Below are 24,965 nucleotides of genomic sequence, written 5' to 3'. Positions count from 1 at the left end.
AGGCTCCTAATATCGCCCGATATAGCCGATCGCTTTTAACATTCGCCTAAGTCGATGCCGCGCCCAGCAAGCAACGGACATGAAAAAGGCGGCCCGGGAGCCGCCTTTTCTATTCGCTTTACTTCTTCGGCACCCTTGGCACCGCGCCCTTCTTCGGCGCGCTCTTTACCTCGGGCTCGGCAACCGCTGCTGCCTTCGACTTCTTGACCGTGGCCTTCTTGGCCTTGGCCTTCGTCTTCAGCTCGCCGTCATCCTCGTCGTCCACCTCGGGGTGCACGACCTCGGCTTCCGGCTTCGGCTTGATCGGCGCGGTGTCCGATACGGCTTCCAGGATGATGCCCGGCTTGCCGTCTTCCTTCGGTCCGACGGTGACGTTGACGACGCCGCCCTTCTTCAGCTTGCCGAAGAGGATCTCGTTGGCAAGCGGCTTCTTGATGACGTCCTGGATGACGCGCGCCAGCGGACGGGCGCCCATCTTTTCGTCGTAGCCCTTCTCGGCCAGCCACGAAATCGCATCCTCGTGCAGGTCGAAGGTGACATTCCGTTCGGAAAGCTGGGCTTCGAGCTGCATGATGAACTTCTGCACGACCTTGTGGATGACCACTGTCGGCAGCGGCGCGAACGGGATGACCGCGTCGAGACGGTTGCGGAATTCCGGCGTGAAGATGCGGTTCAGCGCTTCCTCGTCCTCGCCCGTCCGCTTGGACGAACCGAAGCCGAAGGCGGCCTTTGCCATTTCCGACGCGCCCGCATTGGTCGTCATGATCAGGATGACGTTGCGGAAGTCGATCTTCTTGCCGTTGTGGTCGGTCAGCGTGCCATGGTCCATCACCTGCAACAGGATGTTGTAGATGTCGGGATGGGCCTTTTCGATTTCGTCGAGCAGAACCACGCAATGCGGATGCTGGTCGACGCCATCGGTCAAGAGACCGCCCTGGTCGAAGCCGACATAGCCGGGAGGTGCACCAAGCAGACGCGAGACAGTATGCCGCTCCATGTACTCGGACATGTCGAAGCGCAGAAGCTCGACGCCGAGCGAAGAGGCCAGCTGCTTGGCGACTTCCGTCTTGCCGACGCCAGTCGGGCCGGAGAAGACGTAGGAGCCGATCGGCTTGTTCGGTTCGCGCAGGCCGGCACGCGCCAGCTTGATCGAGGTCGAGAGCGCTTCGATGGCGAGGTCCTGGCCGTAGACGACCGAGCGCAGTTCCTGCTCGAGATTGGCGAGAACGGCTTCGTCGTCCTTCGACACGCTCTTCGGCGGAATGCGGGCCATCGTGGCGATTGTCGCCTCGATTTCCTTCTCGGTAATCAGCTTGCGACGCTTGGACGGCGGCAGCAGCATCTGGGCCGCACCGGTTTCGTCGATCACGTCGATCGCCTTGTCCGGCAGCTTGCGGTCGGAGATGTAGCGGGCCGACAGCTCGACCGCCGTCTTGATGGCGTCGTTCGAGTAGCGCAGGTGGTGATATTCTTCGAAGTAAGGCTTCAGCCCCTTCATGATCGCGATGGCGTCGTCGATGGACGGCTCAGCCACATCGATCTTTTGGAAGCGACGCACCAGAGCGCGGTCCTTCTCGAAGAACTGACGATATTCCTTGTAGGTGGTCGAACCGATGCAGCGGATCGCGCCCGAAGACAGAGCCGGCTTCAAGAGGTTCGATGCATCCATCGCGCCGCCCGAGGTGGCGCCTGCGCCGATCACCGTGTGGATTTCGTCGATGAACAGAACAGCGCCCGGATACTCCTCGAGTTCCTTGACGACCTGCTTCAGGCGCTCTTCGAAATCACCGCGATAGCGGGTGCCGGCGAGCAGCGTGCCCATGTCGAGCGAGAAGATCGTCGCATCGGCCAGCGCTTCGGGCACCTTGCCTTCCATGATCCGCTTGGCGAGACCCTCGGCAATCGCCGTCTTGCCGACGCCGGGATCGCCGACATAGAGCGGATTGTTCTTCGAACGGCGGCACAGGACCTGGATGGTGCGGTTGACCTCGGCGTGGCGGCCGATCAGCGGATCGATCTTGCCGGTCTTGGCCTTCTCGTTGAGGTTGACGCAATAGGCCTTCAGGGCGTCCTGCTGCTTCTTGGCACCGCCTTCTTCCTCGGCGCCGCGCGCCGCATTCGGCTTGCTTTCGGCTTCGCCCTCCTCGGCGCCACGCGGCGTGCGGTTCTCCGAAGAGCCGGCGCGCTTGCCGATGCCGTGCGAGATGTAGTTGACCGCGTCGTAGCGGGTCATTTCCTGCTCCTGCAGGAAGTATGCAGCATGGCTCTCGCGCTCGGCGAAGATGGCGACGAGCACGTTCGCGCCGGTCACTTCCTCGCGGCCGGACGACTGCACATGGATCACGGCACGCTGAATGACACGCTGGAAGCCGGAGGTCGGCTTGCTATCTTCATCGTATCCGGTGATCAGGTTGGAGAGTTCATTATCGACGTATTCGACGAGCGTCTTCTTCAGCGCGACGAGATCGACGTTGCAGGCACCCATGACGGCTGCCGCATCGGCGTCGTCGATCAGGGCGAGCAGCAGATGCTCGAGCGTCGCATATTCGTGATGCCGCTCGTTGGCAAAGGTCAGTGCCTGATGGAGCGCCTTCTCAAGACTAGGCGAAAATGTTGGCACGTTCAGATCCTCACTTCTTTTCCATGACGCATTGCAGCGGATGCTGGTGCTGTCGGGCGAAGTCCATCACCTGGCTCACCTTGGTTTCCGCCACCTCGTATGTAAATGTTCCGCATTCGCCAACGCCGTGGTTGTGGACATGCAGCATGATGCGGGTGGCACTTTCACGGTCCTTCTGAAAAAACCGCTCCAGGATGTGGATGACGAATTCCATGGGCGTGTAGTCGTCGTTCAGAATAAGTACGCGGTACAGGTTAGGCTTCTTGGTCTTCGGTTTGGTGCGCGTTATGACCGAGGTGCCGCGATTTCCGTTGTCCCCGTTCCTTTCGCTATCATCCTGCATCCGGACGGGCGTTGCGATCATTTTCATTCGTTCCTCGATCAACCCGGCGGAGCATGGGAGATGTGCTTTACCCGCCGAATGTCTGACTACTAACTTAGTTCATAATAGTGCGATTTTAAGCCCCTTGCTTCACACTGCAATCACAATTCGCCCGCGTCAGGCGCAAAGACACAAAAATAGCGCGCAGATTTGAGACTGCCTGGCGGCAAAACAAAAAGACCGGCTGCAGATGCGTAGCCGGTCTTTGTATTTCAAGAGGTAAGAGACGTGGGCGCTAAGCTTAGGCCGCCGTCTGCGTCGCCACCGGCGCCGGCTTCATTGCCTTGGCGGCGGCCGCGACCGGCGCCTCGTAGGGCTTATAGGCGCTCTTGGCGATGTCGGAGTACATTTCCGTCAGCTTCGTCGCTTCGGCGACGAAGTTTTCGTAGGCCGACTTCACATAGCTGGTCTGCAACTCGAAGACGGCTTCGAAGCTGCGGGCGCCCGAGAGCGTCTCGAAATGCGTGACAGCATCCTGGAAAGACTTCTTGGAATATTCGGTGGTTTCCGTGGCGATCGCCTGCATGCCCTTGGCCGTTTCCGAGTAGCTTTTCAGCACCGCGTCCATGGCTTCCTTGCTCTTGCGATTCGTGTCCTCAAAATTCAGCATGACTATCCTCCTTGTCTTGCATCGATGACCGAAGTTAGCTGCACCGCACACGAAGTCAAGCGACTTTGTGCAATGCAAAACAATCATTGGTTGCGACAACAATTGTAATGCTGGTCCGATTTTCGAGCGACGTACGTCTTTAATTGATTTCGCTAAAATATATCAGGCGGCCGCAACCGTAAGCTTTGAACAAAAACTCGGTTGCGAGCCGCGAATGCTTTCTCGACGACTATCAGTCGAGCAGATCGGCCGGAACCTTGCCGCCATTCTCCGATAGCTTCTTCAGAAGCGCCTTGTGCAGGAACATGTTCATCGTCGCCGAGTCGTTCTTGTCGCCGGTATAGCCGAGCTCGGTCGCCAGTTCCTTGCGCTCGGTCAGGCTCGCATCCATGCCCACCGCCTTCATGAGATCAACGATCGAGCGGCGCCAATCGAGCTTCTGGCCATTCTTCTTGACGGCGGCGTCGAGCACCATCGCGATATCGACCGAGGTCGATGGCGCGGAGGTGGCTGGCGACGTGGGTGCGGGGGTCGGAGACGGGCTCGGGGCGGCTGAAGGCGATATCGGCGCCTGCGCGGGCTCGATCTTCGGCGCGGCGGCAGGCGCTGCCTCGGCGGCGTGCGCTTCACCCCAGATTGCGTGTTTGATCTTGTCGAAAATACCCATGTCCGGTTTCCCCTTGATGGCGCTCGAGCACATGCTCAAGCCCAAGATGGGGCGCAAGACCGGGTGGTCCAGAGCGGGACCAGCAATTTCGGCCAGGCCGCGACGCCGCGGCCTAGGCACAATCGGTGCGAGAAGGACCTCGCGACGGATCAGAGATCGACGTCGAGGATCGCCATCGAGAAGTTGTACGAGCGGTCGCCGTCCTCGTCATCAATGTAGACGACGCCCAGAAATTCCTCGCCCATGTAGACTTCAGCGGAATCGTTCTTGCGCGGACGTGCTTTGACGATCATTTCCGGGTTGAACGTGCGTTTGAAATAGGCGTCGAGTTTCTTGATTTCTTCGGGCTTCACACTGCATCTCCTGAGCGGTCTCAATGGCCGCTTTTTGCATGGGAAAGTTGGGCCTGTAAAGGCGCGGAGCCGGTAGTGACACCGCTTTCCCCGCCGTTCTTCAGGCCATGTTGTCGCTATAAGCGACGCGAAAGCGCCTAGATGTCGGCGCCCATCACCTGATCCATGATCACCTGATCCATGAGCCGGGCTGGTTCCGAACAGCCGGCCGTGCCGACCACCTTGGCGGGTACGCCCGCGACCGTCGTCTTCGGCGGCACCGCCTTCAGCACGACGGAGCCGGCGGCGATGCGCGAACAATGACCGATCTCGATATTGCCGAGGATCTTGGCGCCGGCACCGATCAGCACGCCGCTGGCGATCTTCGGATGGCGATCGGCCCCCTCCTTGCCGGTGCCGCCAAGCGTGACGCCGTGCAGGATCGAGACGTTGTCGCCGATAACGGCGGTTTCGCCGACGACGAGGCCCGTCGCGTGATCGAGGAAGATGCCGCGACCGATGCGTGCGGCCGGGTTGATGTCGGTCTGGAAGACGCTCGACGAGCGGCTCTGCAGATAGAGCGCCAGATCACGGCGGCCGCGATTGAGCAGCCAGTGCGCGAGACGATGGGTCTGCAGCGCGTGGAAACCCTTGAAATAGAGCAGCGCTTCCATGAAGCGTAGGCATGCCGGATCGCGGTCGTAAACGGCCTGGATGTCGACGCGCAGGATGGCGCCCCATTCCGGCCAGTCGGCCAACATCTGGTCGAAGGTCTGGCGCAGCAGGATCGCCTGCATATCGGGATGATCGAGGCGCTCGCAGATACGATAGATCACGCATTCCTCGAGCGAGCGATGGTTGAGCACGGTCGAATACAGAAATGCAGCCAGCACCGGATCGGCTTCGGCGGCAAGACGCGCTTCCTCGCGCAGGCTATCCCAGATCGGGTCCATCGCCTTGAGCGAACCTTGGGTCTCAAGAGGACGAATGTCTGACTTCGCGACCATCGAGGTCTCCTTGTCTTCCGAATGGCACTCCATCCGGGCATTTGTATTCCGGCTGGATCGCGCGATCCGGCCACGCCACTGGCGCTTGAGTGTCACCCTATATAGGGCAAAATCCCGCTGATATAAATGGGTCGACGGAAACAGCTTTTCGCTATTTCCGCCTTTTGGTGAACGATAACCCTTGCGTGCCCCTCGCAGATGTCACCGGGCGGAGAGTTCCGCATAAAAGTCCAGCACGGCCGCCTTGAACACCTTGTCGCCGACGGCAAGCATGTGGTCGCGGCCGGGGATATCGAGCGCGCGGGCGTCGGGCATCAGCGCTGCCAACTCTTGCGGGGAACCGGCGATATCATCCTTGGTTCCGACGGCGACCAGCGTCGGCGCCTCGATCTTTGCCATGTCGCTTCGTTCGACCAGATCGCGCGAGCCCCTGATGCAGGCGGCGAGCGCCTGGCGGTCGCTCTTCGTCTGCTCGGCGAAGGCGCGGAACATGCGGCCGCGCGCGTGGGTGACGCCATCGATCGAAGGTGCGAGAAGCGCATCGGCGATCGGGTCCCAGTCGCCGACACCATCCGTCATGCCGATGCCGAGGCCGCCGAGCACCAGCGAGCGGACGCGATCGGGCCTGTTCAGCGTAGCGAAGACCGAGATACGGGCGCCCATCGAATAGCCGATGAGGTTGGCTTCCTGAATGCCGAGATGATCGAGCAGCGCGATGGAATCAGCCGCCATGATCCAGGGCCGATAGGCTTCGGAATCATGCGGCTTGTCGCTTGCGCCGTGGCCTCTGTTGTCCATGGCGATCACCCGGTATCCGGCCTCGCCCAGCGTTTTCAGCCAGCCCGGGTAGACCCAGTTGACGCTGGCGGTCGAGGCGAAACCGTGAATGAGCAGCACCGGCGGTCCCTCGGGATTTCCCTCGTCGAAATAGGAAAGGTTGAGGCCGTCGTGCACGAAGGTCGAAAAGGCAGGCGTATTCAAGTTCATCGGGGCAGTCCTGTTTTGCCGGGACCATATTTTATCGGGCCGCTGACGGGAACCCCTGCCCCAATCAAAAAGCACGGCCCAAAAGCGCCTCCAAAAACTATCGGGCGCGCCTCTCCTTTGGCTCGACACATTTCCGGCGACGCACTATAAGGTGCGCACGTTTTCAAAGGCATTCGGAGATCCCTCATGGCCGGTCACAATATCCCCCACTTCCAGAACGACGGCGGACACCGTGTCATCGAAGTCGGCGTGAAGGAATTCATGTGCACAGGCGCCTCCGTTCCCTACGACCACCCGCATATCTTCATCGACATGGGCGACGAGAACGAGAAGGTCTGTTCCTACTGCTCGACCCTCTACCGCTTCAACGGCGCGCTGAAGGCCACCCAGACGAACCCGGCCGGTTGCGTCTTCCACTTCCAGGTCGCCTAACTCACACGTCGCTTAATTCACCGAAACACAGATTGGATCGACCATGTCGGTCGAACATGCCGCTATTATCGGAGCGGGCGTCGCTGGTCTGACGGCGGCGCTGGCACTCGCCAGGCATGGCATTCGTTCCGAAATCTTCGAACAGGCGCCTGAGCTGACCGAGGTGGGCGCCGGGCTGCAGATATCGCCCAACGCGTCGCGCATCCTCGACAAGCTCGGCGTTCTCGACCTGTTGACGCCGGTCTGGCTCGAGCCGAACAGCATTCGCCTGATCTCCGGCACGTCACTGCATGAACTGGCCGCCGTGCCATCAGGCCCCGCCGCCCGCGCGCGCTGGGAGGCGCCCTACGGGGTGCTGCATCGCACCAGCCTGCAAGGCGCGCTGCTTGCCGCCGTAAAAGACAATCCGCTCTGCACGCTGCATCTCGGCTCACGCATCGAAAGCGGCGACATCGCTGCGATCGCCCGTGCGGGCGGCGTGATCATCGGCGCCGATGGCGTTTGGTCGAAGACGCGCGATCTCATCGCCGACAGCCCCTCCTCGCGCTTTTCCGGCAACATCGCCTATCGCTTCACCGTCTCGGCGGCGGATGCGCGGGGCGTCCTCAACCGCGAGAGCGTTTCGGCCTTTCTCGGGCCATCGGCGCATCTGGTCGCCTATCCGCTGCGCGAGACCGACAGCTTCAACATGGTGGCGATCACCACGGGCCATGCTGCTACGCGCGAATGGCTCTCACAGCCGACGCAGGCGCAGCGACAGCAGTTGCTCGCCCGCTTCTCGCGCTGGAACCCGGCGTTGCTGTCATTGTTCGAAAAGTCCGGTGAGATGACTTTCTGGCCGCTTTACGAGGCGACGCGCGGCAAGTGGCAGAACGGCCGCGACACGGTGCTGATCGGCGATGCGGCGCATGCGATGATGCCGTTTGCCGCGCAAGGTGCCGCGATGGCGATCGAGGACGCCTACGAACTGGCGTCGTTCCTGGCCAAACGTCCTGTTTCAGAAGCGCTGCCGCTGTTCGAGACGCATCGCGTGCCGCGCGTGAACCGGCTGCGCCAGCGCGGCGCGTTCAACCAGTTCGTCTATCACGCCCGTGGTCCATTCCGGATCGGGCGTGATATCGTTCTGTCGCTGAAGCCGCCGCAAAGTCTCGCGGCGGATCTCGACTGGATCTACGCTTATCGCGCGATCGACTGACAGCGTCGCTGATCAGACCGCCTTGGCGGCGGCGAAGCCGCGCTCGATATCGAGCTTGATATCGGCAACATCCTCCAGACCGATCTGAAGGCGGATCACCGGCCCCTCGGTCGGCGACTTGGTGACGCGGCGGTCGTTCAGGTTGACATGGACCGCCAGACTTTCGAAGCCACCCCAGGACCAGCCGAGACCGAAGATCCTCAGCGCATCGAGGAAGGCATGCGCCTTCGGCTTGAAGGCGGCCGGGCTATCTGCCTTCAGTACGAAGGAAAAGATGCCACTGGCGCCCTTGAAGTCGCGCTTCCAGAGCTCGTGGCCCGGGAAGCTGGGCAGCGCCGGATGCAGCACGGCGGCGACGTCTTCGTGGCCCTCCAACCATTTCGCAATGGTGAGCGCGCTTTCGTAGTGACGCTCGAGGCGCACGCCCATGGTGCGAAGGCCGCGCAGGATCTGGTAGGCATCGTCAGGCGCGCCGCAGATGCCGAGCGTGATGTTGGCCTCGTGCAGCTGCTCCCAGTGCTTGGCATTGGCCGAAACCGTGCCCATCAGAATATCGGAGTGACCGGACGGATATTTCGTCGCCGCGTGGATCGAGATATCGACACCGTAATCGAGCGGGCGGAAATAGACTGGTGTCGCCCAGGTATTGTCCATCGTTACCACTGCGCCATGCTTGTGGGCGATCGCGGCGATCGCCGGGATATCCTGCATCTCGAAGGTGTTGGAGCCCGGCGCTTCCGTGTGCACCAGCTTGGTGTTCGGCTTGATCAGCGTCTCGATGCCAACGCCGATCGCCGGATCGTAATATTCGACGGAAACGCCCAAGCGCTTCAGCATCGTGTCGCAGAAATGGCGGGTCGGGCCATAGACCGAATCGACCACCAGCGCATGATCGCCCGACGACAGGAAAGCCAGGAACGGCACGGTGACGGCGGCGAGACCCGAGGGAACGAGGATCGTTCCGGCCGATCCCTCAAGCGCGTCGATCGCCTCGCAAAGAGCATCGGTGGTTGGCGTTCCGCGTGTCCCGTAGGTGTATTTCTGCGCCCGCTGGTCCATCGCCTTGGCATTGGGAAACAGCACCGTCGACGCGTGCACGACGGGCGGATTGACGAAGCCATGATAGTCGGAAGGGTCGTTGCCGATATGCGAAAGGCGGGTGTTGATGCCGGCGTTTTGCAGCAGGCCGTCTCTATCTGTCATGTCTAATTAAGCCTTTGGAATGAACGCGCTTTGCCGAAGTCTTGGACCTCTCCTGAGACGGGGTCAACCCCACTCACGTAACGTGAAGTCGGCCGAGAGAACCGGCCGGTACGGCATTTATCCAGATATATCAGTGAGTTTGCGCGATTTTTTTCGCCAAACGCTGCCTTTTGGGTAATCAATTGCTCATTTTGTGAGCCCCGCTCAGCAAATTGCCGAAATATCACGCAATCTTTTGGCGCGAGACTTGACCGTGATGACATTTCCGACTGTGATAGACCAACTCGCGCCGGGAGGGTGTCGGGTCTTTTGGGGGGTCAGCATGCTTCTGCGGATGCTCCCACAATAAACAAAAGATAACGGAAAAAGGTTGGGAAAAATGAAGATTAAGCTTCTGTCGGTCGCCATTGGCGCAGCAGTCTTCGCACTTGGCGCTTCGGCAGCTTCGGCGACGACGCTCGGGGACGTAAAAGCAAAAGGGTTCGTTCAGTGCGGCGTCAACACCGGCTTGACCGGTTTTGCGGCACCTGACGCTTCCGGCAACTGGGCCGGTTTCGACGTCGATTTCTGCAAGGCCGTTGCATCCGCCGTCTTCGGCGATCCGACCAAGGTGAAGTACACGCCGACAAACGCCAAGGAGCGCTTCACGGCGCTGCAGTCCGGCGAAATCGACGTCCTGTCGCGTAACACGACGTGGACCATCAACCGTGACACCGCTCTCGGCTTCAACTTCCGCCCGATCACCTATTATGACGGTCAGGGCTTCATGGTTCGCAAGAGCCTGAACGTGAAGTCGGCTCTCGAACTCTCGGGCGCGGCGATCTGCGTACAGTCCGGCACCACGACCGAGCTCAACCTCGCCGACTACTTCAAGGCCAACAACCTGCAGTACAATCCGGTGGTTTTCGAAAAGCTCGAGGAAGTCAACGCAGCCTATGATTCGGGCCGTTGCGACGTCTACACCACCGACCAGTCCGGCCTCTACTCGCTGCGTCTGACGCTGAAGAACCCCGACGAGCACATGATCCTGCCTGAGATCATCTCCAAGGAGCCGCTCGGCCCGGCCGTTCGCCAGGGCGACGACCAGTGGTTCGACATCGTTTCCTGGACGGCTTACGCGCTGATCAATGCCGAGGAATTCGGCATCACCCAGGCAAACGTCGACGAGATGAAGAACTCGCCGAACCCTGACATCAAGCGCTTCCTCGGCTCCGAGGCTGACACCAAGATCGGCACCGATCTCGGTCTCACCAACGACTGGGCTGCAAACGTCATCAAGGGCGTCGGCAACTACGGCGAAATCTTCGAGCGCAACATCGGCCAGGGCAGCCCGCTGAAGATCGCTCGCGGCCTGAACGCGCTGTGGAACAAGGGCGGCATCCAGTACGCACCTCCGGTCCGCTAATCGGCCCCCATATGAAAGCCCGGAAAGGCGGCCAAGCCGCCTTTCCGTCTTCCAAAAAAGAAAAGCCCTAAAAGGGGCACACAGGGGAAAGGCTCGGCATGGCGCAGCAAGAGGCGGCTCACACCACACCCATATCCGAAAACGGCTGGAACTACCGGTCCGTACTCAACGACCCGAAATATCGGGGCATCTTCTTCCAGGTCATCACCGTTGTCGCACTCGTCGGCCTCGTCTGGTGGATCGCGCACAACACCGCGGCCAACCTGGCGCGCAGCAACACGGCCTCGGGCTTCGGCTTCCTGCGCGGCCGCGCCGGCTTCGAAGTCGGCCAGTCGCTGATCAGCTATTCCAGCGATTCGACCTATGGACGCGCGCTTGTCGTCGGTATCCTCAACACCATGCTGGTGGCCATCACCGGCATCATCACGGCGACCATCATCGGCTTCATCGTCGGCATCGGGCGCCTGTCGCACAACTGGCTGATCGCCAAACTGTGCCAGATCTATGTCGAGGTGTTCCGCAACATCCCGCCGCTGCTCGTCATCTTCTTCTGGTATTCCGGCGTTCTCGCCGTTCTGCCGCAGCCGCGTGAATCACTGCATCTGCCGTTCAGCATGTTCCTCAACAATCGCGGCCTGGCCTTCCCTCGCCCGATCTTCGAGAGCGGCATGCTCGCGGTCCTGGCGGCCTTCGTGATCGCGATCATCGCCGTTATCGTCATGGCGCGCTGGGCGCACAAGCGGCAGGCTGCCACCGGCAAGCCGTTCCACACCATCTGGGTGTCGATCGGGCTCATCGTCGGTTTGCCCGTCGTGGCCTTCCTCGCATCGGGACTGCCGATGTCCTTCGACATTCCCGTCGCCGGCAAGTTCAACCTCACTGGCGGCTCGGTTGTCGGGCCTGAGTTCATGTCGCTGTTCCTGGCGCTGTCCTTCTATACCGCATCCTTCATCGCCGAGATCGTTCGCGGCGGTATCCGCGGCGTGCCGAAGGGCCAGTCGGAAGCGGCCGGCGCGCTCGGTCTGCATCCCTCCAGCGTCACGCGCCTCGTCGTCGTGCCGCAGGCCATGCGCATCATCATCCCGCCGCTGACGAGCCAGTATCTCAACCTCACCAAGAACTCGTCGCTGGCGATCGCCATCGGCTTCTCGGACCTCGTCGCGGTCGGCGGCACCATCATGAACCAGAGCGGTCAGGCGATCGAGATCGTCTGCATCTGGGGTATCATCTACCTCGGATTGAGCATCCTCACCTCGCTGTTCATGAACTGGTTCAACGCCAAGATGGCCCTGGTGGAGAGATAAGACGATGTCCGTATCCAAGAACTCCTTCGTCCGAACCACCATGCTGTCGCCCGAACCCGCTCCGGCGGGACAAAAAGGCGTCACCGCCTGGGTCCGCAAGAACCTTCTGGCGACGCCGAAAGACGTCGTGCTGACGCTGCTTGCGCTGGCGCTGATCCTCTGGGCGGTGCCGCACATCGTCAACTGGCTGTTCATCGAGGCCGTCTGGTCCGGTCCCGACCGCACCTTCTGCGCCACCACTGTGCAGGGCGGCGTTCAGCCTGATGGCTGGAGCGGCGCCTGCTGGGCCTTCGTGCAGGCCAAGTATGACCAGTTCATCTTCGGCCGCTATCCGATCAGCGACCGCTGGCGCCCGACCATCGTCGGCATCCTGTTCGTGGCACTACTGGTGCCGATGCTGATCCCGTCGGTGCCGCGCAAGGGCTTGAACGCCATCCTGCTGTTCCTCGTCCTGCCGGTCGTTTCCTTCTGGCTGCTTTACGGCGGCTTCGGTCTCGAGGTCGTCGAAACGTCGCTCTGGGGCGGCCTGATGGTGACGCTGATCCTGTCCTTCGTCAGCATCGCGGTCTCGTTTCCCTGCGGCATCCTGCTCGCGCTCGGTCGGCGATCTAAGATGCCCGTCATCCGCATGGTCTGCGTGGCCTTCATCGAAATCGTCCGCGGCGTACCGCTGATCACCGTGCTCTTCATGGCAAGCGTCATGCTGCCGCTGTTCCTGCCGACCGGCTGGACCATCGACAAGCTGCTGCGCGCACTGATCGGGGTGTCGATCTTCACCTCCGCCTACATGGCCGAAGTCATCCGCGGTGGCCTGCAGGCCATTCCGAAGGGCCAGTTCGAGGGCGCGGATTCGCTCGGCCTCGGCTACTGGCAGAAGACCCGGCTGGTGATCATGCCGCAGGCGATCAAGCTGGTTATCCCCAGCATCGTCAACACCTTCATCGGCACCTTCAAGGATACGTCGCTGGTGTCGATCATTGGCATGTTCGACCTGTTGAACATCGTGCGCCTGAACTTCTCGGACGCCAACTGGGCAAGCGCTGTGACGCCTTTGACCGGCCTGATCTTCGCGGGCTTCGTTTTCTGGCTTTTCTGCTTCGGCATGTCACGCTATTCAAACTTCATGGAACGCCACCTCGACACTGGCCACAAACGATAAGAGCAAGGGGAAAAATCATGGCTGAAGCCCAACCCAAGAAGATGACCGTGTCTGCAACTGATGTTGCCATTGAGATCATCGGCATGAACAAGTGGTACGGTGATTTCCACGTGCTGCGCGACATCAACCTGAAGGTCATGCGCGGCGAGCGCATCGTCATTGCCGGCCCTTCGGGCTCCGGCAAGTCGACGATGATCCGCTGCATCAACCGTCTGGAAGAACACCAGAAGGGCCAGATCATCGTCGATGGCACGGAACTGACCAACGACCTTAAGAAGATCGACGAAGTGCGCCGCGAAGTCGGCATGGTCTTCCAGCACTTCAACCTTTTCCCGCACCTGACGATCCTGGAAAACTGCACGCTGGCGCCGATCTGGGTGCGCAAGATGCCGAAGAAGCAGGCTGAAGAGATCGCCATGCACTTCCTCAAACGCGTCAAGATCCCGGAGCAGGCCAACAAGTATCCGGGCCAGCTCTCCGGCGGCCAGCAGCAGCGCGTGGCGATCGCCCGCTCGCTGTGCATGAACCCGAAGATCATGCTGTTCGACGAGCCGACATCGGCACTCGACCCTGAAATGATCAAGGAAGTGCTCGACACCATGGTCGGCCTTGCCGAAGAAGGCATGACGATGCTGTGCGTGACCCACGAAATGGGCTTCGCGCGCCAGGTCGCCAACCGCGTCATCTTCATGGACCAGGGCCAGATCGTCGAACAGAACTCGCCCGCCGAGTTCTTCGACAATCCGCAGCACGAGCGCACCAAGCTCTTCCTCAGCCAGATCCTGCACTAGGACTGCGACAGCAACGCTCAATGAAAACCCGCCGGGCGAAGGCCGCTGCGGGTTTTTTTACGCGCGAAGGGCACGTGGAAATGAGAGCGCCTCCTCACTCTCGGCGTCATCCTCGGCCAACGTGCCGAGGATCTAAGCACGCCGTCGAGAATGCAACGGTGCTGCTCAAGCCGAGCGAACGAAGCAAAGGCGATGAATGAGTCCGCCGGGTGCAAGTATCCATTCCCGTCGAGCAAATGGAGAGACCGGCAGATGCTCGGTACAAGACCGAGCATGACGACGGAGAGGGTGGCTGGCGCCGGAAACCCTTTGAAACGAAGCCCTTCCCCCGCCTCGCCGTAGCAGCCGGACGGGACGGCGGATGCCGTCCCGGGGACGTTCGGCAATCCGAAATCAGCCCTTCAGCTTGGCATTGCAGAGGCTGTAGAAGCCGCCGCCCTTCTGGATCCACTTCAGGCCGTTGAGCGTGTTGGCGTCCTTGTTGGTATGGTAGGAATCGACGCAGGTGTGCATGCGGCCCTTGCCGGGGGTTTCCTTGGCGTATTTGGGAGCAATCGCCGTCGGGAAGGTCACGCCCTTGGGAGCGTCCATCGTCGGCTTCTCGGGCTCGACGCCGGTCGCCATCGTCACGTCGGGCTCGGCCGTCGCATCAGGCCCGCACTGCGCCTTGCGGAAGTCGTTCCACTTGATGTCCTTGGCGGAACCATCCGCCTGCGCCGACTTGTACTTGGCGCTGCATTCCTTCATCGAGAGCGCCGAGGACGGTGTGGCGAAGGCGAGCGCGCCGAGCAGGGAAACAGAGGCAAGAATTGTCAGATGCTTGATCATGGTCATTCCTCCAAAGCCTAATATGCAGGCTAAGCCACTCTTATCCCGGCGCATTTTGTTGTCAACGCGGCTTTTTCGATGGTTGCGCGAATATTGCGTGACACCAATCCGCGTAGCTCGCAGCTGCCACGCTTAGGCTCACGCCTGCCGTCGCCCCCTACTCCGCCGTCCTTTCACGCCGCCGTGAGCGGGTGTATAGTCGCGCCGCTGGTTCTTCCCTGCATTTTTATGGAGGATGACATGCGCCAACCCGACATGCAAAAAGTGGATGCCCTCGTCGGCCGGCTGGTCGGCGATATCGGCGCCGCCGTATCCGGCTCCCTCGTGGTGCTCGGCGACGACGTCGGATTGTTCAAGGCAATGAGCGACGGCGAGCCCGTGACCGCCGCCGAGCTTGCAAAAAAGACGGCGGTCAAGGAGCGCTATCTGCGCGAATGGCTGTCGGCGCTCGCCGCCGCCGACTATCTGACCTATGACGAAAAGACCGACCGCTTCCGGCTGACACCGGAGCAGGCTCTTGTCTTCGCCGACGAGAACAGCCCCGCCTTCTTCACCGGCGCGTTCCAGCTGGTGCAGGCGATGTGGACGGATGAGCCGAAGGTGGCCGACGCCTTCCGCACCGGCAAGGGACTCGGCTGGCACGAGCACAGCAACTGCCTCTTTCGTGGCACCGAACGCTTCTTCCGCACCGGCTACAACAACAGCCTTGTCACCGAGTGGATACCGGCGCTCGATGGCGTCGAGGACAAGCTGAAGGCCGGCGCCAAGGTGGCCGATGTCGGCTGCGGCCATGGCAGCTCGACCATCCTGATGGCGCAGGCCTATCCCGCCTCGCGCTTCGTCGGCTACGACTATCACATGCCGTCGATCGAACGCGCCCGGATGGCGGCCAAGGAGGCCGGCGTTTCCGATCGCGTCAGCTTCGAGCAGGCGTCGGCGGCGAGCTTCCCGGCCGGGCGTTACGATCTCGTCGCGATGTTCGATTGCCTGCACGACATGGGCGATCCCGTCGGCGCGGGAAAGCATGTGAAGGAAACGCTTGCGCCCGGCGGTACCTGGATGATCGTCGAGCCCTTCGCGCATGATCACCTAAAGGACAATCTCAACCCCGTCGGCCGCGTCTATTACGGCGCCTCGACGATGATCTGCACGCCCGCCTCGATGTCGCAGGAGGTCGGATTGGCGCTCGGCGCGCAGGCCGGCGAAACGCGATTGCGCAAGGTGGCGCTCGATGCCGGCTTCAAGCATTTCCACCGCGCCACCGAAACGCCGTTCAACATGGTGTTCGAGGTTCGCGCTTGAGAAGAGGCCGACTTCCGCGGCCCGGACAGGATCGATGCATCGCCAAACGCTGAAAATAGCCATTAACTATCAATCAGATAGGGAAAAGATCAGCACATCGCCATTTTTATGCGTTTTGCCGCTTGCGGGAATCCAAGTGCCTGATTATAAGGGCGCCACCACGAAGGAGGCGCCCTTCGTCTATCGGTTAGGACACCAGATTTTCATTCTGGGAAGAGGGGTTCGACTCCCCTAGGGCGTGCCACTTCTCTCTTCGTTATCATTGATAACGAACAACTTTTTCCTGATTTCCCCATAAATGACCTAGCGAACGAGCCGTTCGGTCCCATCTGTTATTCGCCGTCTCGTATCAGGCGCGTACCCCTCTGGACACGCGCCCTCTCCCACCCTCAATCGCGATATTGCGGCTCCTCGGCATCGAGCATGCGCTTGATCGCCGCCAGATGCAGCCGCGCCGATTCCGGGTCGCCTTCGCGCATCTGGCGGTAGGCGGCCTCGGCGATATCGGGGGCGACCGGCAGGACCGGGCGGCCGGTGGAGAGCGCCAGCGTCTGTACCTGGCAGGCGCGCTCGAGATAATAAAGATCGTCCCAGGCCTCGGCGATATTGGGCGCCAGCACCATGACGCCGTGATGCTTCATGAAGACGATGTCGGCGTCGCCGATCGCATTGGCGATGCGGTCGCCTTCGCGCTCGTCCAGCGCCAGGCCGTTGTAATCGCGGTCATAGGCGGTGCGGCCGTAGAATTTCAGCGCCGTCTGGCCGGCGAAAATCAGCGGGTCGCCCTCGGTCATCGACAGCGCCGTCGCGTAGGGCATGTGGGTGTGGAACGCGACGCGGGCGCGCGGAACGCGGGCATGGATGCGGGCATGAATATAGAAGGCGGTCGCCTCCGGCTCGCCCTCGCCCGAGACGACGTTGCCGTGAAAATCGCAGATCAGAAGCTTCGATGCCCTCAGCTCGCGGAAGGCGTAGCCATAGGGATTGACGATGAAGAGGTCGTCATAGCCGGGCACCAGCGCCGAGAAATGGTTGCAGATCCCCTCTTCGAGCCCATGGCGCGCCGCCATGCGGAAGCAGGCCGCCAGATCGGCGCGGGCCTGCCAGACCTCCTCGGTGTCGAGTTCCGGCTGGTTGGCGCCGGAAACGCCGGTTGCCGCGTAGGGCTTGTTCAGGGAATGCGCCATATCGATGCTCCATTGCGATTATTTGTCAGGCAGTAGAAATATGCGGGCGGAAACTCAGGCAATCGGCAGGCGTCGGCGGATGATCGCGGCATGGTAGCGTGCTCCCGCCAGAAGGCCAGCGTCGTTGAAATCGAAATCGGGATTATGCAGCGGCGCGGAGCTTTCGCCGTTCCCCATGAAGACGAAGCAGCCGGGCACGTGTTCCAGGAAGCGCGCGAAATCCTCCGATGCGGTCATCGGTTCGGCGGCGACCTTGACGTGATCAGCCTGCAGGACAGTGCGGGCGGCGGCCATCGCCTCCTCCACCAAGGTGGCGTCGTTGATGAGCGGCACGAATTCGCGGGTGTAGCGCGTCTCGGCCGTCACGTTGTGGGCCATCGCCGTGCCATCGGCGATGACGCGCATCTGCCGCTCGATCTCGGCGCTCACTTCCGGGCGGAAGCTGCGGGCATCACCTAGAATGCGGGCGAGCCCCGGCAGCGCGTTGCGGGTGCCGTCGGTGATGAGTTCGGTGACGGAGACCACGGCGATATCGGCGGGGCTCAGCCGGCGCGAGACGATCGTCTGCAGGTTCGTCACAAGCGCGCAGGCGGCGACCAGCACCTCGTTGCCGAATTGCGGCCGGGCGGCGTGGCCACCAAGCCCCGTGAGCACGATCTCGAAATTATCCTCCGCCGACATGATCGGCCCTGTCCTTGTCTCGAAATGCCCGACCGGCAGGCCCGGCATGTTGTGCAGGCCGTAGATCTCCTCGAAGGGGAAGCGCTGCATCAGCCCGCCGTCGAGCATGGCGAGCGCGCCCTTGCCCCACTCCTCCGCCGGCTGGAACAGAAAGCGCACTGTGCCGTCAAAACCGCCCTCCTCGGCCAATAGTTTGGCAGCGCCAAGCAGCATGGCGGTGTGCCCGTCATGGCCGCAGGCGTGCATCGTGCCCGGCACCCGCGAGCGGTAGTCCGCGTGTCCCCGCTCGGTGATACGCAGCGCATCCATATCGGCGCGGAGCGCGATCGCGCGATTACCGGTGCCCCGCGTAAGCGTGCCGACAACGCCGGTCCCGCCGACCCCTTCCGCGACCTCGAGGCCGAACGAACGCAGCTTATCCGCCACGAAGGCCGCCGTCCTTGTCTCCTCGAAGCCGAATTCCGGATGCGCGTGCAGATCGCGCCGCCATGCCGTCATCTCGTCGTTCAGCGCTTTCAGGTCGGTCATGTCATCGTCTCCCGATCATGCAGAGAGGTCGCGGACGACATCAAGCAGGATGTCGGCGCCGGCGACAAGGTCATCGGCATCGGTATGCTCTCTCGGATTGTGGCTGATGCCGTCGCGGCTCGGAACGAAGATCATCGCCGAGGGCGCGATGCGGGCGATCATCTGCGCGTCGTGGCCGGCACCTGATGTCATCCGGCGCGACGACAGACCGCGTCGGCCGGCAGCCTGCTCAATCAGCGCCACGATAGCTGGGTCGAACGTCACCGGCTGGAACCGCGCCAGCCGCTCGACGGAAACGCCGAGACCGTCGCGCAATGCCAGCGCATCGAGAAAGGTGGAAAGTGCCGCCTCCTCCTCGCGCAGACGCTGCTCATCCGGGCTGCGGAGATCGACGGTGAAGCTTGCCAGCGACGGGATGACGTTGATGGCGTTCGGCTCGAAGGCCATGCAGCCGATGGTGGCGACCACGGGAATGTCTGACGCCATCGCGCGCTGGCGCAGGAAAACCATCACCTCGGCGGCGGCCTGGCCGGCATCCGAGCGCATCGACATCGGCGTCGTGCCGGCATGGTTGGCGACGCCTGATATCGTCACGCGCTGCCAGGAGATGCCCTGCAGGGTCTCGACTGCGCCGATCCGCAGCCCCTCGCGCTCCAGCACCGGCCCCTGCTCGATATGCAGCTCGACATAGGCTTTCGGCCTGAGAAAGCCCGGCTCGATATCGCCGGCGTAGCCGATGCGCGAAAGCTCGTCGCCCAGCACCGAACCGTCCGTTCCGACGCTTGCAAGCGCCGCCTCGACGGAGAGCCCGCCGGCATGGACCAGCGAGCCCATCATATCGGGCGCATAGCGCACGCCTTCCTCGTTGGTGAAGGCCGCCACCGCGATCGGCCGCGATGGCGCAAAACCGTTTCGTTTCAGCGTTTCGATCACCTCCAGCCCGGCGATCACGCCATAGCAGCCGTCATAGATTCCGGCGTTGATCACGGTGTCGATATGCGAGCCAAGCAGCACCGGCGCTTCGTCGGCGATCGGCTCTTCCGTCCAGATCCCAAAGATGTTGCCGATGCGGTCTATTCTGACCTCGAGCCCGGCGCCTTCCAACCAGGAGACCAGCAGATCGCGGCCGGCGCGGTCCGCATCCGATCCGGCGAGCCGCGTCAGCCGGCCATCCTCCCGCCCCACCTCACCCAGTTCGCGAATGCGCCCGAGCATGCGCTCGCGATCAATGGAAGCAAGGCTCATGCGGATATCTCCATGCGGTGACCGACCTTATCCGGTGCTATCCCGACCAGCTCCTCGTAGCGTTGCGGATCGGTGGCGCCCTCGGTGTTGATGACGAAGACGCGTGCCGTCTCATCGAGCCCGAGCGCCGCCTTGGCCTCGGGATCAGACAGCGCGGCAATCAGTCCGGCCAGGCCAGCGCCGCCGCTTTCGCCCGAAACGATGGCCGGATCGCCGGCAGCGGGCCGCGCCAGCCGGTTCATCACCGCGATCGCGTCCGCATCCTCCACGGTCATGAAACCATCGGCAAGCCGGCTAAGGATACGCCAGGCGATCGGCGACGGCTCGTAGCATTCGAGCATCGCCATGACCGTCGGCTCTGCATGGGCGATGGTAACAGGCCGCCCCGCTCTTGCCGCCTCGAACATGCAGGCGGCGCCGGCCGGATCGACGACGGTGAAGACAGGCCGGTTCTCACCGAGCTCGAGCGCAAAGTGGGCGGCCACGGCTGCCGCGATGCCGCCGACGCCGCATTGAACGAAGACATGGGTCGGCACTTCCGGAAGCTGTTGCAGCGCCTCGCGCACCAGCGCCGTGTAGCCCTGCATCACAAGGCCAGGGATGCGCTCGTAGCCCGGCCATGCGGTATCGGAGACGATCGTCCAGCCGTTTTCTGTGGCGACGCGGGCGGCTTCCGCCACCGAATCGTCATAGGTGCCCTCGACGCGGACCATCTCGGCGCCATAGCGGGCGATGGCGGTGACGCGCTCGGCGCTGACGCCTGAGTGAACCGAGATGACTGAGCGGGCGCCGACCAGCTGAGCACCCTGCGCCACCGAGCGGCCGTGGTTTCCATCCGTGGCGCAGGCAAAGGTCATCGCGGCGGCCACGGCTCTCACCTCGGGCGTCTGCAATTCGGCCATATCGACCGAGCGGCCCAATCGCTTCGATGCCTCGTCGAGCACGAGGCGGGCGACGGCATAGGCGCCGCCGAGCGCCTTGAAGCTGCCGAGCCCAAGCCTGTGGCCCTCGTCCTTGACGTGGATGGAGGCGACGCCGAGCGCCCGCGACAGGCCCGGCAGGGCGTGCAGCGGCGTCGGCTTATGGCCGTCGCGGTGGCTGAGATAGTTTTGCGCCTGGTCGGCGCCCTCGGGGCCGAGCATGCCAGCGTCGTTGGCGGATAGCGGCTTGCCGAAATCGATGTGCGTGTTCTTCAAAAACATGTCGATCCCTCCTGTGCACAAAGATATATTGCAGGAGGCGCGAAAAAGGCGCTGCAAAACGGCCTCTGTTTTGCAAGTTTGTTTCGTGGAGCCGCCATGTCCGCCGATGGTCTCGACCAATTCGACATCGCCATTCTGAAGATCCTGCAGGAGGACAACACGACGCCGCAGCGGGTGATCGGCGAGGCGGTCAACCTGTCAGCGCCGGCGGTGCAGCGGCGCATCAAGCGGATGGAGCAGAGTGGCGTCATCCGGCAAAACGCGGCGCTGCTCGATCCCGCCAAGGTCGGCCAGCCGATCACCATCTTCGTCGAGGTGGAAGTGGAGAATGAGCGTGCCGATCTGATCGATGCGCTGAAGCAGAGCTTTGCCGGTGCGCCCGAGGTGCAGCAGTGCTATTACGTGACCGGAGAGGCGGACTTCGTGCTCGTCGTGCTGATATCAGACATGGCCCATTACGAACGGCTGACGCGGCGGCTCTTCTTCGACAGCGGCAATGTGAAGAAATTCAAGACCTTCATCGCCATGGACAACGTCAAATCGACGCTGACAGTGCCGCTCTGACGGGAATGGCTCAGCGCGCGATGGCGCCATCAATCACCCGCAGCTGGACGCGGCGCGAGCCCTGATAGTGATTGTCGCCGAGCGAGCCCGCCACATGCAGGTTGGCGCCGCGCGAATTCAGCAGCAGGTTGCCGAGCTGCGTATCGGCGGCGCGGAAGGCGATGCCGTCGAGACGGGCGCCGTCCATGGCTTCCAGCGTCACCTTCACATGCTTCTCGCCGACGATCCTCGAATCGCGGACGCGGTGGGCGGGGATGGCGAAGATCGGCTGCGAATGGCCGGAGCCGTATGGCCCTGCCGTTTCCAGGCGATCGATCAAATCGATCGTCGCGCCGCTGGCGCCGATCGCGCCGTCGATCTTAAGGGTCTCGTTGGCCACCAGCGCCGCCACCGTCTTTTCGGCGCGCTCCGAAAAGAAGCCGCGCAGGCGGCCGAGCTTGTCGCGCTCGACGGTGAGGCCCGCCGCCATCGCATGGCCGCCGCCCTTGACCAGCAACCCCTCGTCCACGGCCGCGCGCACCATCTTGCCCATGTCGAAGCCATTGATCGAGCGGCCGGAGCCGGTGCCCTTGCCATTGGGGTCGAAGGCGATGGCGAAGGCCGGGCGCTTGAACTTCTCCTTCAGCCGCGCGGCGATCAGGCCGACGATGCCGGGGTGCCATTTCTCATGCGCGGTGACGATGACGGAGGCGCCGGTGCCGTCGCCATATTCGGCATATGCCTCGGCCTCTGCCTCCTGCAGCATATGGGCTTCCATCACCTGACGGTCGCGATTGAGCTCGTCCAGACGCTCGGCGATGGCCTCGGCTTCTCCGCTATCGTCAAGCGTCAATAGCCGGCTACCGAGTGCGGCGTCGCTGATACGGCCGCCGGCGTTGATACGGGGGCCGATGAGGAAGCCGAAATGATAGGGCGTTACCGGCCCGGCAAGACCCGCCTTGCGAAACAGCGCCGACAGACCGGCATTGCCCTGGTGGCGGGCGGCGATCAGGCCCTTGACGACATAGGCGCGGTTCAGGCCCTTCAGCGGAACGACGTCGCAGACCGTGGCGAGCGCTACGATGTCGAGCCATTGCAGGAGGTCGATGCTGCGCGCTTTCGGATGGCCGGCCTCGCGCAGCAGCCTCAGTGTGGCAACCAAGACAAGAAAGACGACGCCGGCGGCACAGAGATGCCCCTGCCCCGACAGATCGTCCTCGCGGTTCGGATTGACGAGCGCGTGGCACTGCGGCAGGTCGTGTGTCACCTGGTGGTGATCGATGACGACGACGTCGACATGGCGCTTGGCGGCAGCCGCCAGCGCCTCGTGGCTGGTGGAGCCGCAGTCGACGGTGACGATCAGGCGGGCGCCGTTGTCGATCAGCTGGTCCATGGCGGCGGGGTTCGGGCCATAGCCTTCGAAGACGCGGTCTGGAATGTAGATTTCGGATGTCACGCCGAAATGGCTGAGGAAGCGGTACATCAGCGCCGAGGACGATGCGCCGTCGACGTCGTAATCGCCGAAGATCGCGACCTGCTGGCGCGTGTTGATGGCATCAACGATGCGCTTGGCCGCCTTCTCGCAATCGGTCAGCTTGTAGGGATCGGGCATCAGCGAGCGCAGCGTCGGATCGAGGAATTCGACCGCCTCGTCGACGGTGACGCCGCGGCCGGCGAGCACGCGGGCGATCAGATCCGGCAGGCCGTGCATCTGCGACATGGCAAGCGCCCGGTTCTGCCCGGCCTGATCCAGCCGCGAGATCCAGCGATTGTCGAGAACGGATTTCTCGACACCCAGAAAGGCGCGCTGTACCGGATCGGCCGGGATGTCCATCATGTCACTCCACTGCCACTACAAGGCCGTTCTACAGAGCCGTGACGGCAAACGAAAGACGGCGGAGCACACCTGCGCCCCGCCGCCCACAGAATAGATCACCATACGGTGACGCCGTATCGCCACGACGCGTGCGAGGCTCAATCTTCCTTCGGACGCTCGATGCGGATCACCTGCGGTTCGCCGACCAGATAGCCCTCGGTCTTGATCGCCTCGACGGCCTTGCGCACCGAATCCTCGGTGGTCGCATGGGTGACGAGGATGATCGTCTGGTGGTGCGATGGCGAAAGGTGCTGCTTGGAGCGCTGCACGATGGATTCGAGCGAGATGTGGTTCTCGGCCATGCGGGTGGCGACGCTGGCGAAGACGCCGGTGCGGTCGAGAACCGTCAGGCGGATGAAATAGCCGCCCTCGTGGCTCTGTATCTGCGCCTTGCGGTAGGGCTCGAGCGACTTGGCCGGGTGGCCGAGCACCGGAACCTGCTGGGCGCCCGGGCGGCTCTTGGCGATGTCGGCGATGTCGCCGAGTACCGACGAGGCCGTGGCGTTGCCGCCGGCGCCGGGGCCGACCATCAGGAGTTCGCCGAGAATGTCGGATTCGATCGCAACCGCGTTGGTGACGCCATCGACCTGGGCGATGACGCTGTCGACGGGTACCATGGTCGGGTGCACGCGCTGCTCGATGCCGGTATCGGTGCGCTGGGCAACGCCGAGCAACTTGATGCGGTAGCCGAGATCGGCGGCCGCATGGATGTCGTCGATCGAGATGTTGGTGATGCCCTCGAGATAGATGTCGTCGACGGCGATCTGGTTGCCGAAGGCGAGCGTCGTCAGGATGGAGAGCTTGTGGGCGGTGTCGTTGCCCTCGATGTCGAAGGCGGGATCCGCTTCGGCGTAACCGAGGCGCTGGGCTTCCTTCAGGCAATCGGAAAACGACAGGCCTTCCTTCTCCATCTTGGTCAGGATGTAGTTGCAGGTGCCGTTCATGATGCCGTAGACGCGCGAGATCGTGTTGCCCGTCAGAGATTCACGCAGCGCCTTGATGACGGGGATGCCGCCGGCGACGGCCGCTTCGAAGTTGAGCAGCGCGCCCTTCTCTTCGGCGATCCTGGCGAGCTCGACGCCGTGATAGGCGAGCAGCGCCTTGTTGGCTGTCACCACATGGAGACCACGGTTGAGGGCTGCGTGGACGGCGATATTGGCCGGCCCTTCCGCGCCGCCGACGAGTTCGACGAAGACGTCGATGTCGCCCTTGGTCGCCAGTTCCTCGGGCGTGTCGAACCACTCGATGCCGCCGACATCGATGCCGCGGTCCTTGGTCTTGTCGCGGGCGGAAACGCCGGTAATCAGGATCGGCCGGCCGCACGTCGCGGCAAGCACGTCGCTGCGCTGCTGAATGATACGAACGAGAGAGGCACCAACGGTACCCAAGCCCGCAACGCCGATTTTAAGGGCATCTGCCATGGATCGATCCTGAAATATGTCATGAATGGCAGCCGCCGGAGCGGCTGCCGAAAGAACT

At 62.5% G+C, this 24,965-nt stretch carries 23 protein-coding genes and 1 tRNA gene; 9 read left to right on the top strand and 15 right to left on the bottom strand.

Annotation, left to right across the window (positions count from 1 at the left end; translation table 11 throughout):
* Window positions 1-118: 118 nt before the first annotated feature.
* From clpA to ACIQUB_RS06740, 7 genes are all read right to left on the bottom strand, one after another.
* Window positions 119-2,620, bottom strand: coding sequence for an ATP-dependent Clp protease ATP-binding subunit ClpA (clpA, locus tag ACIQUB_RS06770; protein ID WP_113235830.1), 2,502 nt, complete (start codon window positions 2,618-2,620; stop codon window positions 119-121).
* 10 nt (window positions 2,621-2,630) lie between these two features.
* On the bottom strand, window positions 2,631-2,984 hold the full coding sequence (gene clpS, locus ACIQUB_RS06765) for an ATP-dependent Clp protease adapter ClpS (protein WP_018900019.1): 354 nt from the start codon (window positions 2,982-2,984) through the stop codon (window positions 2,631-2,633).
* A 259-nt stretch (window positions 2,985-3,243) separates the two neighbouring features.
* Window positions 3,244-3,612: a phasin family protein gene (locus tag ACIQUB_RS06760; RefSeq protein WP_111561398.1), complete on the bottom strand. Its 369-nt coding sequence runs from the start codon at window positions 3,610-3,612 to the stop codon at window positions 3,244-3,246.
* A gap of 232 nt (window positions 3,613-3,844) precedes the next feature.
* Window positions 3,845-4,279, bottom strand: coding sequence for a DUF3597 domain-containing protein (locus ACIQUB_RS06755; RefSeq protein WP_113235831.1), 435 nt, complete (start codon window positions 4,277-4,279; stop codon window positions 3,845-3,847).
* Between the two features lie 149 nt (window positions 4,280-4,428).
* A complete protein-coding gene (locus ACIQUB_RS06750) occupies window positions 4,429-4,632 on the bottom strand; it encodes a DUF3126 family protein (protein WP_018900022.1) in 204 nt (67 codons plus the stop codon).
* Window positions 4,633-4,769: 137 nt separating this feature from the next.
* Window positions 4,770-5,618, bottom strand: coding sequence for a serine O-acetyltransferase (gene cysE / locus ACIQUB_RS06745; RefSeq protein WP_113235832.1), 849 nt, complete (start codon window positions 5,616-5,618; stop codon window positions 4,770-4,772).
* A gap of 201 nt (window positions 5,619-5,819) precedes the next feature.
* Window positions 5,820-6,605, bottom strand: a complete 786-nt coding sequence (locus tag ACIQUB_RS06740) for an alpha/beta hydrolase (RefSeq protein ID WP_113235833.1) — start codon at window positions 6,603-6,605, stop codon at window positions 5,820-5,822.
* A 186-nt stretch (window positions 6,606-6,791) separates the two neighbouring features.
* On the opposite strand from ACIQUB_RS06740, the gene ACIQUB_RS06735 reads away from it, so the two are divergent.
* Together ACIQUB_RS06735 and ACIQUB_RS06730 are read left to right on the top strand one after the other, a co-directional pair.
* A complete protein-coding gene (locus ACIQUB_RS06735) occupies window positions 6,792-7,037 on the top strand; it encodes a zinc-finger domain-containing protein (RefSeq protein ID WP_018900025.1) in 246 nt (81 codons plus the stop codon).
* Window positions 7,038-7,080: 43 nt separating this feature from the next.
* On the top strand, window positions 7,081-8,232 hold the full coding sequence (locus tag ACIQUB_RS06730; protein ID WP_113235834.1) for an FAD-dependent monooxygenase: 1,152 nt from the start codon (window positions 7,081-7,083) through the stop codon (window positions 8,230-8,232).
* Between the two features lie 12 nt (window positions 8,233-8,244).
* On the opposite strand, the gene ACIQUB_RS06725 is transcribed toward ACIQUB_RS06730, so the two are convergent.
* Window positions 8,245-9,435: a cystathionine beta-lyase gene (locus ACIQUB_RS06725; RefSeq protein ID WP_113235835.1), complete on the bottom strand. Its 1,191-nt coding sequence runs from the start codon at window positions 9,433-9,435 to the stop codon at window positions 8,245-8,247.
* Between the two features lie 379 nt (window positions 9,436-9,814).
* Here ACIQUB_RS06725 and ACIQUB_RS06720 point away from each other — a divergent pair, with 379 nt between their 5' ends.
* From ACIQUB_RS06720 to ACIQUB_RS06705, 4 genes are all read left to right on the top strand, one after another.
* Window positions 9,815-10,840 carry an amino acid ABC transporter substrate-binding protein gene (locus ACIQUB_RS06720; RefSeq protein WP_018900028.1) on the top strand — a complete coding sequence of 342 codons (1,026 nt, stop codon included), beginning with the start codon at window positions 9,815-9,817 and terminating at the stop codon, window positions 10,838-10,840.
* Window positions 10,841-10,938: 98 nt separating this feature from the next.
* Window positions 10,939-12,144 (top strand): amino acid ABC transporter permease, encoded by a 1,206-nt coding sequence (locus tag ACIQUB_RS06715; RefSeq protein ID WP_113235836.1) that lies wholly within the window; start codon window positions 10,939-10,941, stop codon window positions 12,142-12,144.
* 4 nt (window positions 12,145-12,148) lie between these two features.
* The gene (locus ACIQUB_RS06710; RefSeq protein WP_113235837.1) at window positions 12,149-13,303 is read left to right on the top strand and encodes an amino acid ABC transporter permease; all 1,155 of its coding nucleotides are present in this window, start codon (window positions 12,149-12,151) and stop codon (window positions 13,301-13,303) included.
* A 17-nt stretch (window positions 13,304-13,320) separates the two neighbouring features.
* Window positions 13,321-14,094, top strand: a complete 774-nt coding sequence (locus ACIQUB_RS06705) for an amino acid ABC transporter ATP-binding protein (protein ID WP_018900031.1) — start codon at window positions 13,321-13,323, stop codon at window positions 14,092-14,094.
* 393 nt (window positions 14,095-14,487) lie between these two features.
* Here the strand turns inward: ACIQUB_RS06705 and ACIQUB_RS06700 are convergent, their stop codons facing one another.
* Window positions 14,488-14,922, bottom strand: a complete 435-nt coding sequence (locus ACIQUB_RS06700; RefSeq protein WP_113235838.1) for a hypothetical protein — start codon at window positions 14,920-14,922, stop codon at window positions 14,488-14,490.
* Between the two features lie 240 nt (window positions 14,923-15,162).
* On the opposite strand from ACIQUB_RS06700, the gene ACIQUB_RS06695 reads away from it, so the two are divergent.
* Both ACIQUB_RS06695 and ACIQUB_RS06690 read left to right on the top strand, forming a co-directional pair.
* Window positions 15,163-16,224: a class I SAM-dependent methyltransferase gene (locus ACIQUB_RS06695; RefSeq protein WP_113235839.1), complete on the top strand. Its 1,062-nt coding sequence runs from the start codon at window positions 15,163-15,165 to the stop codon at window positions 16,222-16,224.
* Window positions 16,225-16,393: 169 nt separating this feature from the next.
* Window positions 16,394-16,468: transfer RNA gene (locus ACIQUB_RS06690), tRNA-Glu, on the top strand.
* Between the two features lie 145 nt (window positions 16,469-16,613).
* On the opposite strand, the gene ACIQUB_RS06685 is transcribed toward ACIQUB_RS06690, so the two are convergent.
* The 4 genes from ACIQUB_RS06685 to ACIQUB_RS06670 are packed head-to-tail and all read right to left on the bottom strand — an operon-like array spanning window position 16,614 to window position 21,067.
* Window positions 16,614-17,411, bottom strand: a complete 798-nt coding sequence (locus tag ACIQUB_RS06685; RefSeq protein ID WP_113239309.1) for an aldolase — start codon at window positions 17,409-17,411, stop codon at window positions 16,614-16,616.
* Window positions 17,412-17,465: 54 nt separating this feature from the next.
* On the bottom strand, window positions 17,466-18,620 hold the full coding sequence (locus ACIQUB_RS06680) for a M20 aminoacylase family protein (RefSeq protein ID WP_113239308.1): 1,155 nt from the start codon (window positions 18,618-18,620) through the stop codon (window positions 17,466-17,468).
* A 15-nt stretch (window positions 18,621-18,635) separates the two neighbouring features.
* A complete protein-coding gene (locus ACIQUB_RS06675; RefSeq protein WP_113239307.1) occupies window positions 18,636-19,865 on the bottom strand; it encodes a Zn-dependent hydrolase in 1,230 nt (409 codons plus the stop codon).
* Window positions 19,862-21,067 (bottom strand): diaminopropionate ammonia-lyase, encoded by a 1,206-nt coding sequence (locus ACIQUB_RS06670; RefSeq protein WP_402928999.1) that lies wholly within the window; start codon window positions 21,065-21,067, stop codon window positions 19,862-19,864. Before ACIQUB_RS06670 ends, ACIQUB_RS06675 begins: the two co-directional genes overlap by 4 nt.
* A gap of 96 nt (window positions 21,068-21,163) precedes the next feature.
* On the opposite strand from ACIQUB_RS06670, the gene ACIQUB_RS06665 reads away from it, so the two are divergent.
* Entirely contained in the window at window positions 21,164-21,631 is a 468-nt protein-coding gene (locus tag ACIQUB_RS06665; RefSeq protein WP_113239305.1) for an Lrp/AsnC family transcriptional regulator, read from the top strand.
* Window positions 21,632-21,641: 10 nt separating this feature from the next.
* Here the strand turns inward: ACIQUB_RS06665 and recJ are convergent, their stop codons facing one another.
* Together recJ and ACIQUB_RS06655 are read right to left on the bottom strand one after the other, a co-directional pair.
* Window positions 21,642-23,444: a single-stranded-DNA-specific exonuclease RecJ gene (gene recJ, locus ACIQUB_RS06660; RefSeq protein WP_402928997.1), complete on the bottom strand. Its 1,803-nt coding sequence runs from the start codon at window positions 23,442-23,444 to the stop codon at window positions 21,642-21,644.
* A gap of 140 nt (window positions 23,445-23,584) precedes the next feature.
* Window positions 23,585-24,907, bottom strand: a complete 1,323-nt coding sequence (locus ACIQUB_RS06655) for a homoserine dehydrogenase (RefSeq protein WP_018900040.1) — start codon at window positions 24,905-24,907, stop codon at window positions 23,585-23,587.
* Window positions 24,908-24,965: the final 58 nt, after the last annotated feature.

Source organism: Rhizobium sp. NPDC090275 (assembly GCF_044772225.1).
In the GTDB taxonomy this organism is placed as follows: Bacteria; Pseudomonadota; Alphaproteobacteria; order Rhizobiales; family Rhizobiaceae; genus Rhizobium.
The sequence above is the reverse complement of the archived record's forward strand: the minus strand, read 5'-3'. Positions and strand labels throughout refer to the sequence as shown.

Bases quoted from the DNA above. Each gene is read 5' to 3' on its own strand.
- clpS (WP_018900019.1), bottom strand. From the start codon at position 2,984: ATGATCGCAACGCCCGTCCGGATGCAGGATGATAGCGAAAGGAACGGG.
- ACIQUB_RS06760 (WP_111561398.1), bottom strand. From the start codon at position 3,612: ATGCTGAATTTTGAGGACACGAATCGCAAGAGCAAGGAAGCCATGGAC.
- ACIQUB_RS06755 (WP_113235831.1), bottom strand. From the start codon at position 4,279: ATGGGTATTTTCGACAAGATCAAACACGCAATCTGGGGTGAAGCGCAC.
- cysE (WP_113235832.1), bottom strand. From the start codon at position 5,618: ATGGTCGCGAAGTCAGACATTCGTCCTCTTGAGACCCAAGGTTCGCTC.
- ACIQUB_RS06740 (WP_113235833.1), bottom strand. From the start codon at position 6,605: ATGAACTTGAATACGCCTGCCTTTTCGACCTTCGTGCACGACGGCCTC.
- ACIQUB_RS06735 (WP_018900025.1), top strand. From the start codon at position 6,792: ATGGCCGGTCACAATATCCCCCACTTCCAGAACGACGGCGGACACCGT.
- ACIQUB_RS06730 (WP_113235834.1), top strand. From the start codon at position 7,081: ATGTCGGTCGAACATGCCGCTATTATCGGAGCGGGCGTCGCTGGTCTG.
- ACIQUB_RS06725 (WP_113235835.1), bottom strand. From the start codon at position 9,435: ATGACAGATAGAGACGGCCTGCTGCAAAACGCCGGCATCAACACCCGC.
- ACIQUB_RS06720 (WP_018900028.1), top strand. From the start codon at position 9,815: ATGAAGATTAAGCTTCTGTCGGTCGCCATTGGCGCAGCAGTCTTCGCA.
- ACIQUB_RS06715 (WP_113235836.1), top strand. From the start codon at position 10,939: ATGGCGCAGCAAGAGGCGGCTCACACCACACCCATATCCGAAAACGGC.
- ACIQUB_RS06710 (WP_113235837.1), top strand. From the start codon at position 12,149: ATGTCCGTATCCAAGAACTCCTTCGTCCGAACCACCATGCTGTCGCCC.
- ACIQUB_RS06705 (WP_018900031.1), top strand. From the start codon at position 13,321: ATGGCTGAAGCCCAACCCAAGAAGATGACCGTGTCTGCAACTGATGTT.
- ACIQUB_RS06700 (WP_113235838.1), bottom strand. From the start codon at position 14,922: ATGATCAAGCATCTGACAATTCTTGCCTCTGTTTCCCTGCTCGGCGCG.
- ACIQUB_RS06695 (WP_113235839.1), top strand. From the start codon at position 15,163: ATGCGCCAACCCGACATGCAAAAAGTGGATGCCCTCGTCGGCCGGCTG.
- ACIQUB_RS06685 (WP_113239309.1), bottom strand. From the start codon at position 17,411: ATGGCGCATTCCCTGAACAAGCCCTACGCGGCAACCGGCGTTTCCGGC.
- ACIQUB_RS06680 (WP_113239308.1), bottom strand. From the start codon at position 18,620: ATGACCGACCTGAAAGCGCTGAACGACGAGATGACGGCATGGCGGCGC.
- ACIQUB_RS06675 (WP_113239307.1), bottom strand. From the start codon at position 19,865: ATGAGCCTTGCTTCCATTGATCGCGAGCGCATGCTCGGGCGCATTCGC.
- ACIQUB_RS06670 (WP_402928999.1), bottom strand. From the start codon at position 21,067: ATGTTTTTGAAGAACACGCACATCGATTTCGGCAAGCCGCTATCCGCC.
- ACIQUB_RS06665 (WP_113239305.1), top strand. From the start codon at position 21,164: ATGTCCGCCGATGGTCTCGACCAATTCGACATCGCCATTCTGAAGATC.
- recJ (WP_402928997.1), bottom strand. From the start codon at position 23,444: ATGGACATCCCGGCCGATCCGGTACAGCGCGCCTTTCTGGGTGTCGAG.
- ACIQUB_RS06655 (WP_018900040.1), bottom strand. From the start codon at position 24,907: ATGGCAGATGCCCTTAAAATCGGCGTTGCGGGCTTGGGTACCGTTGGT.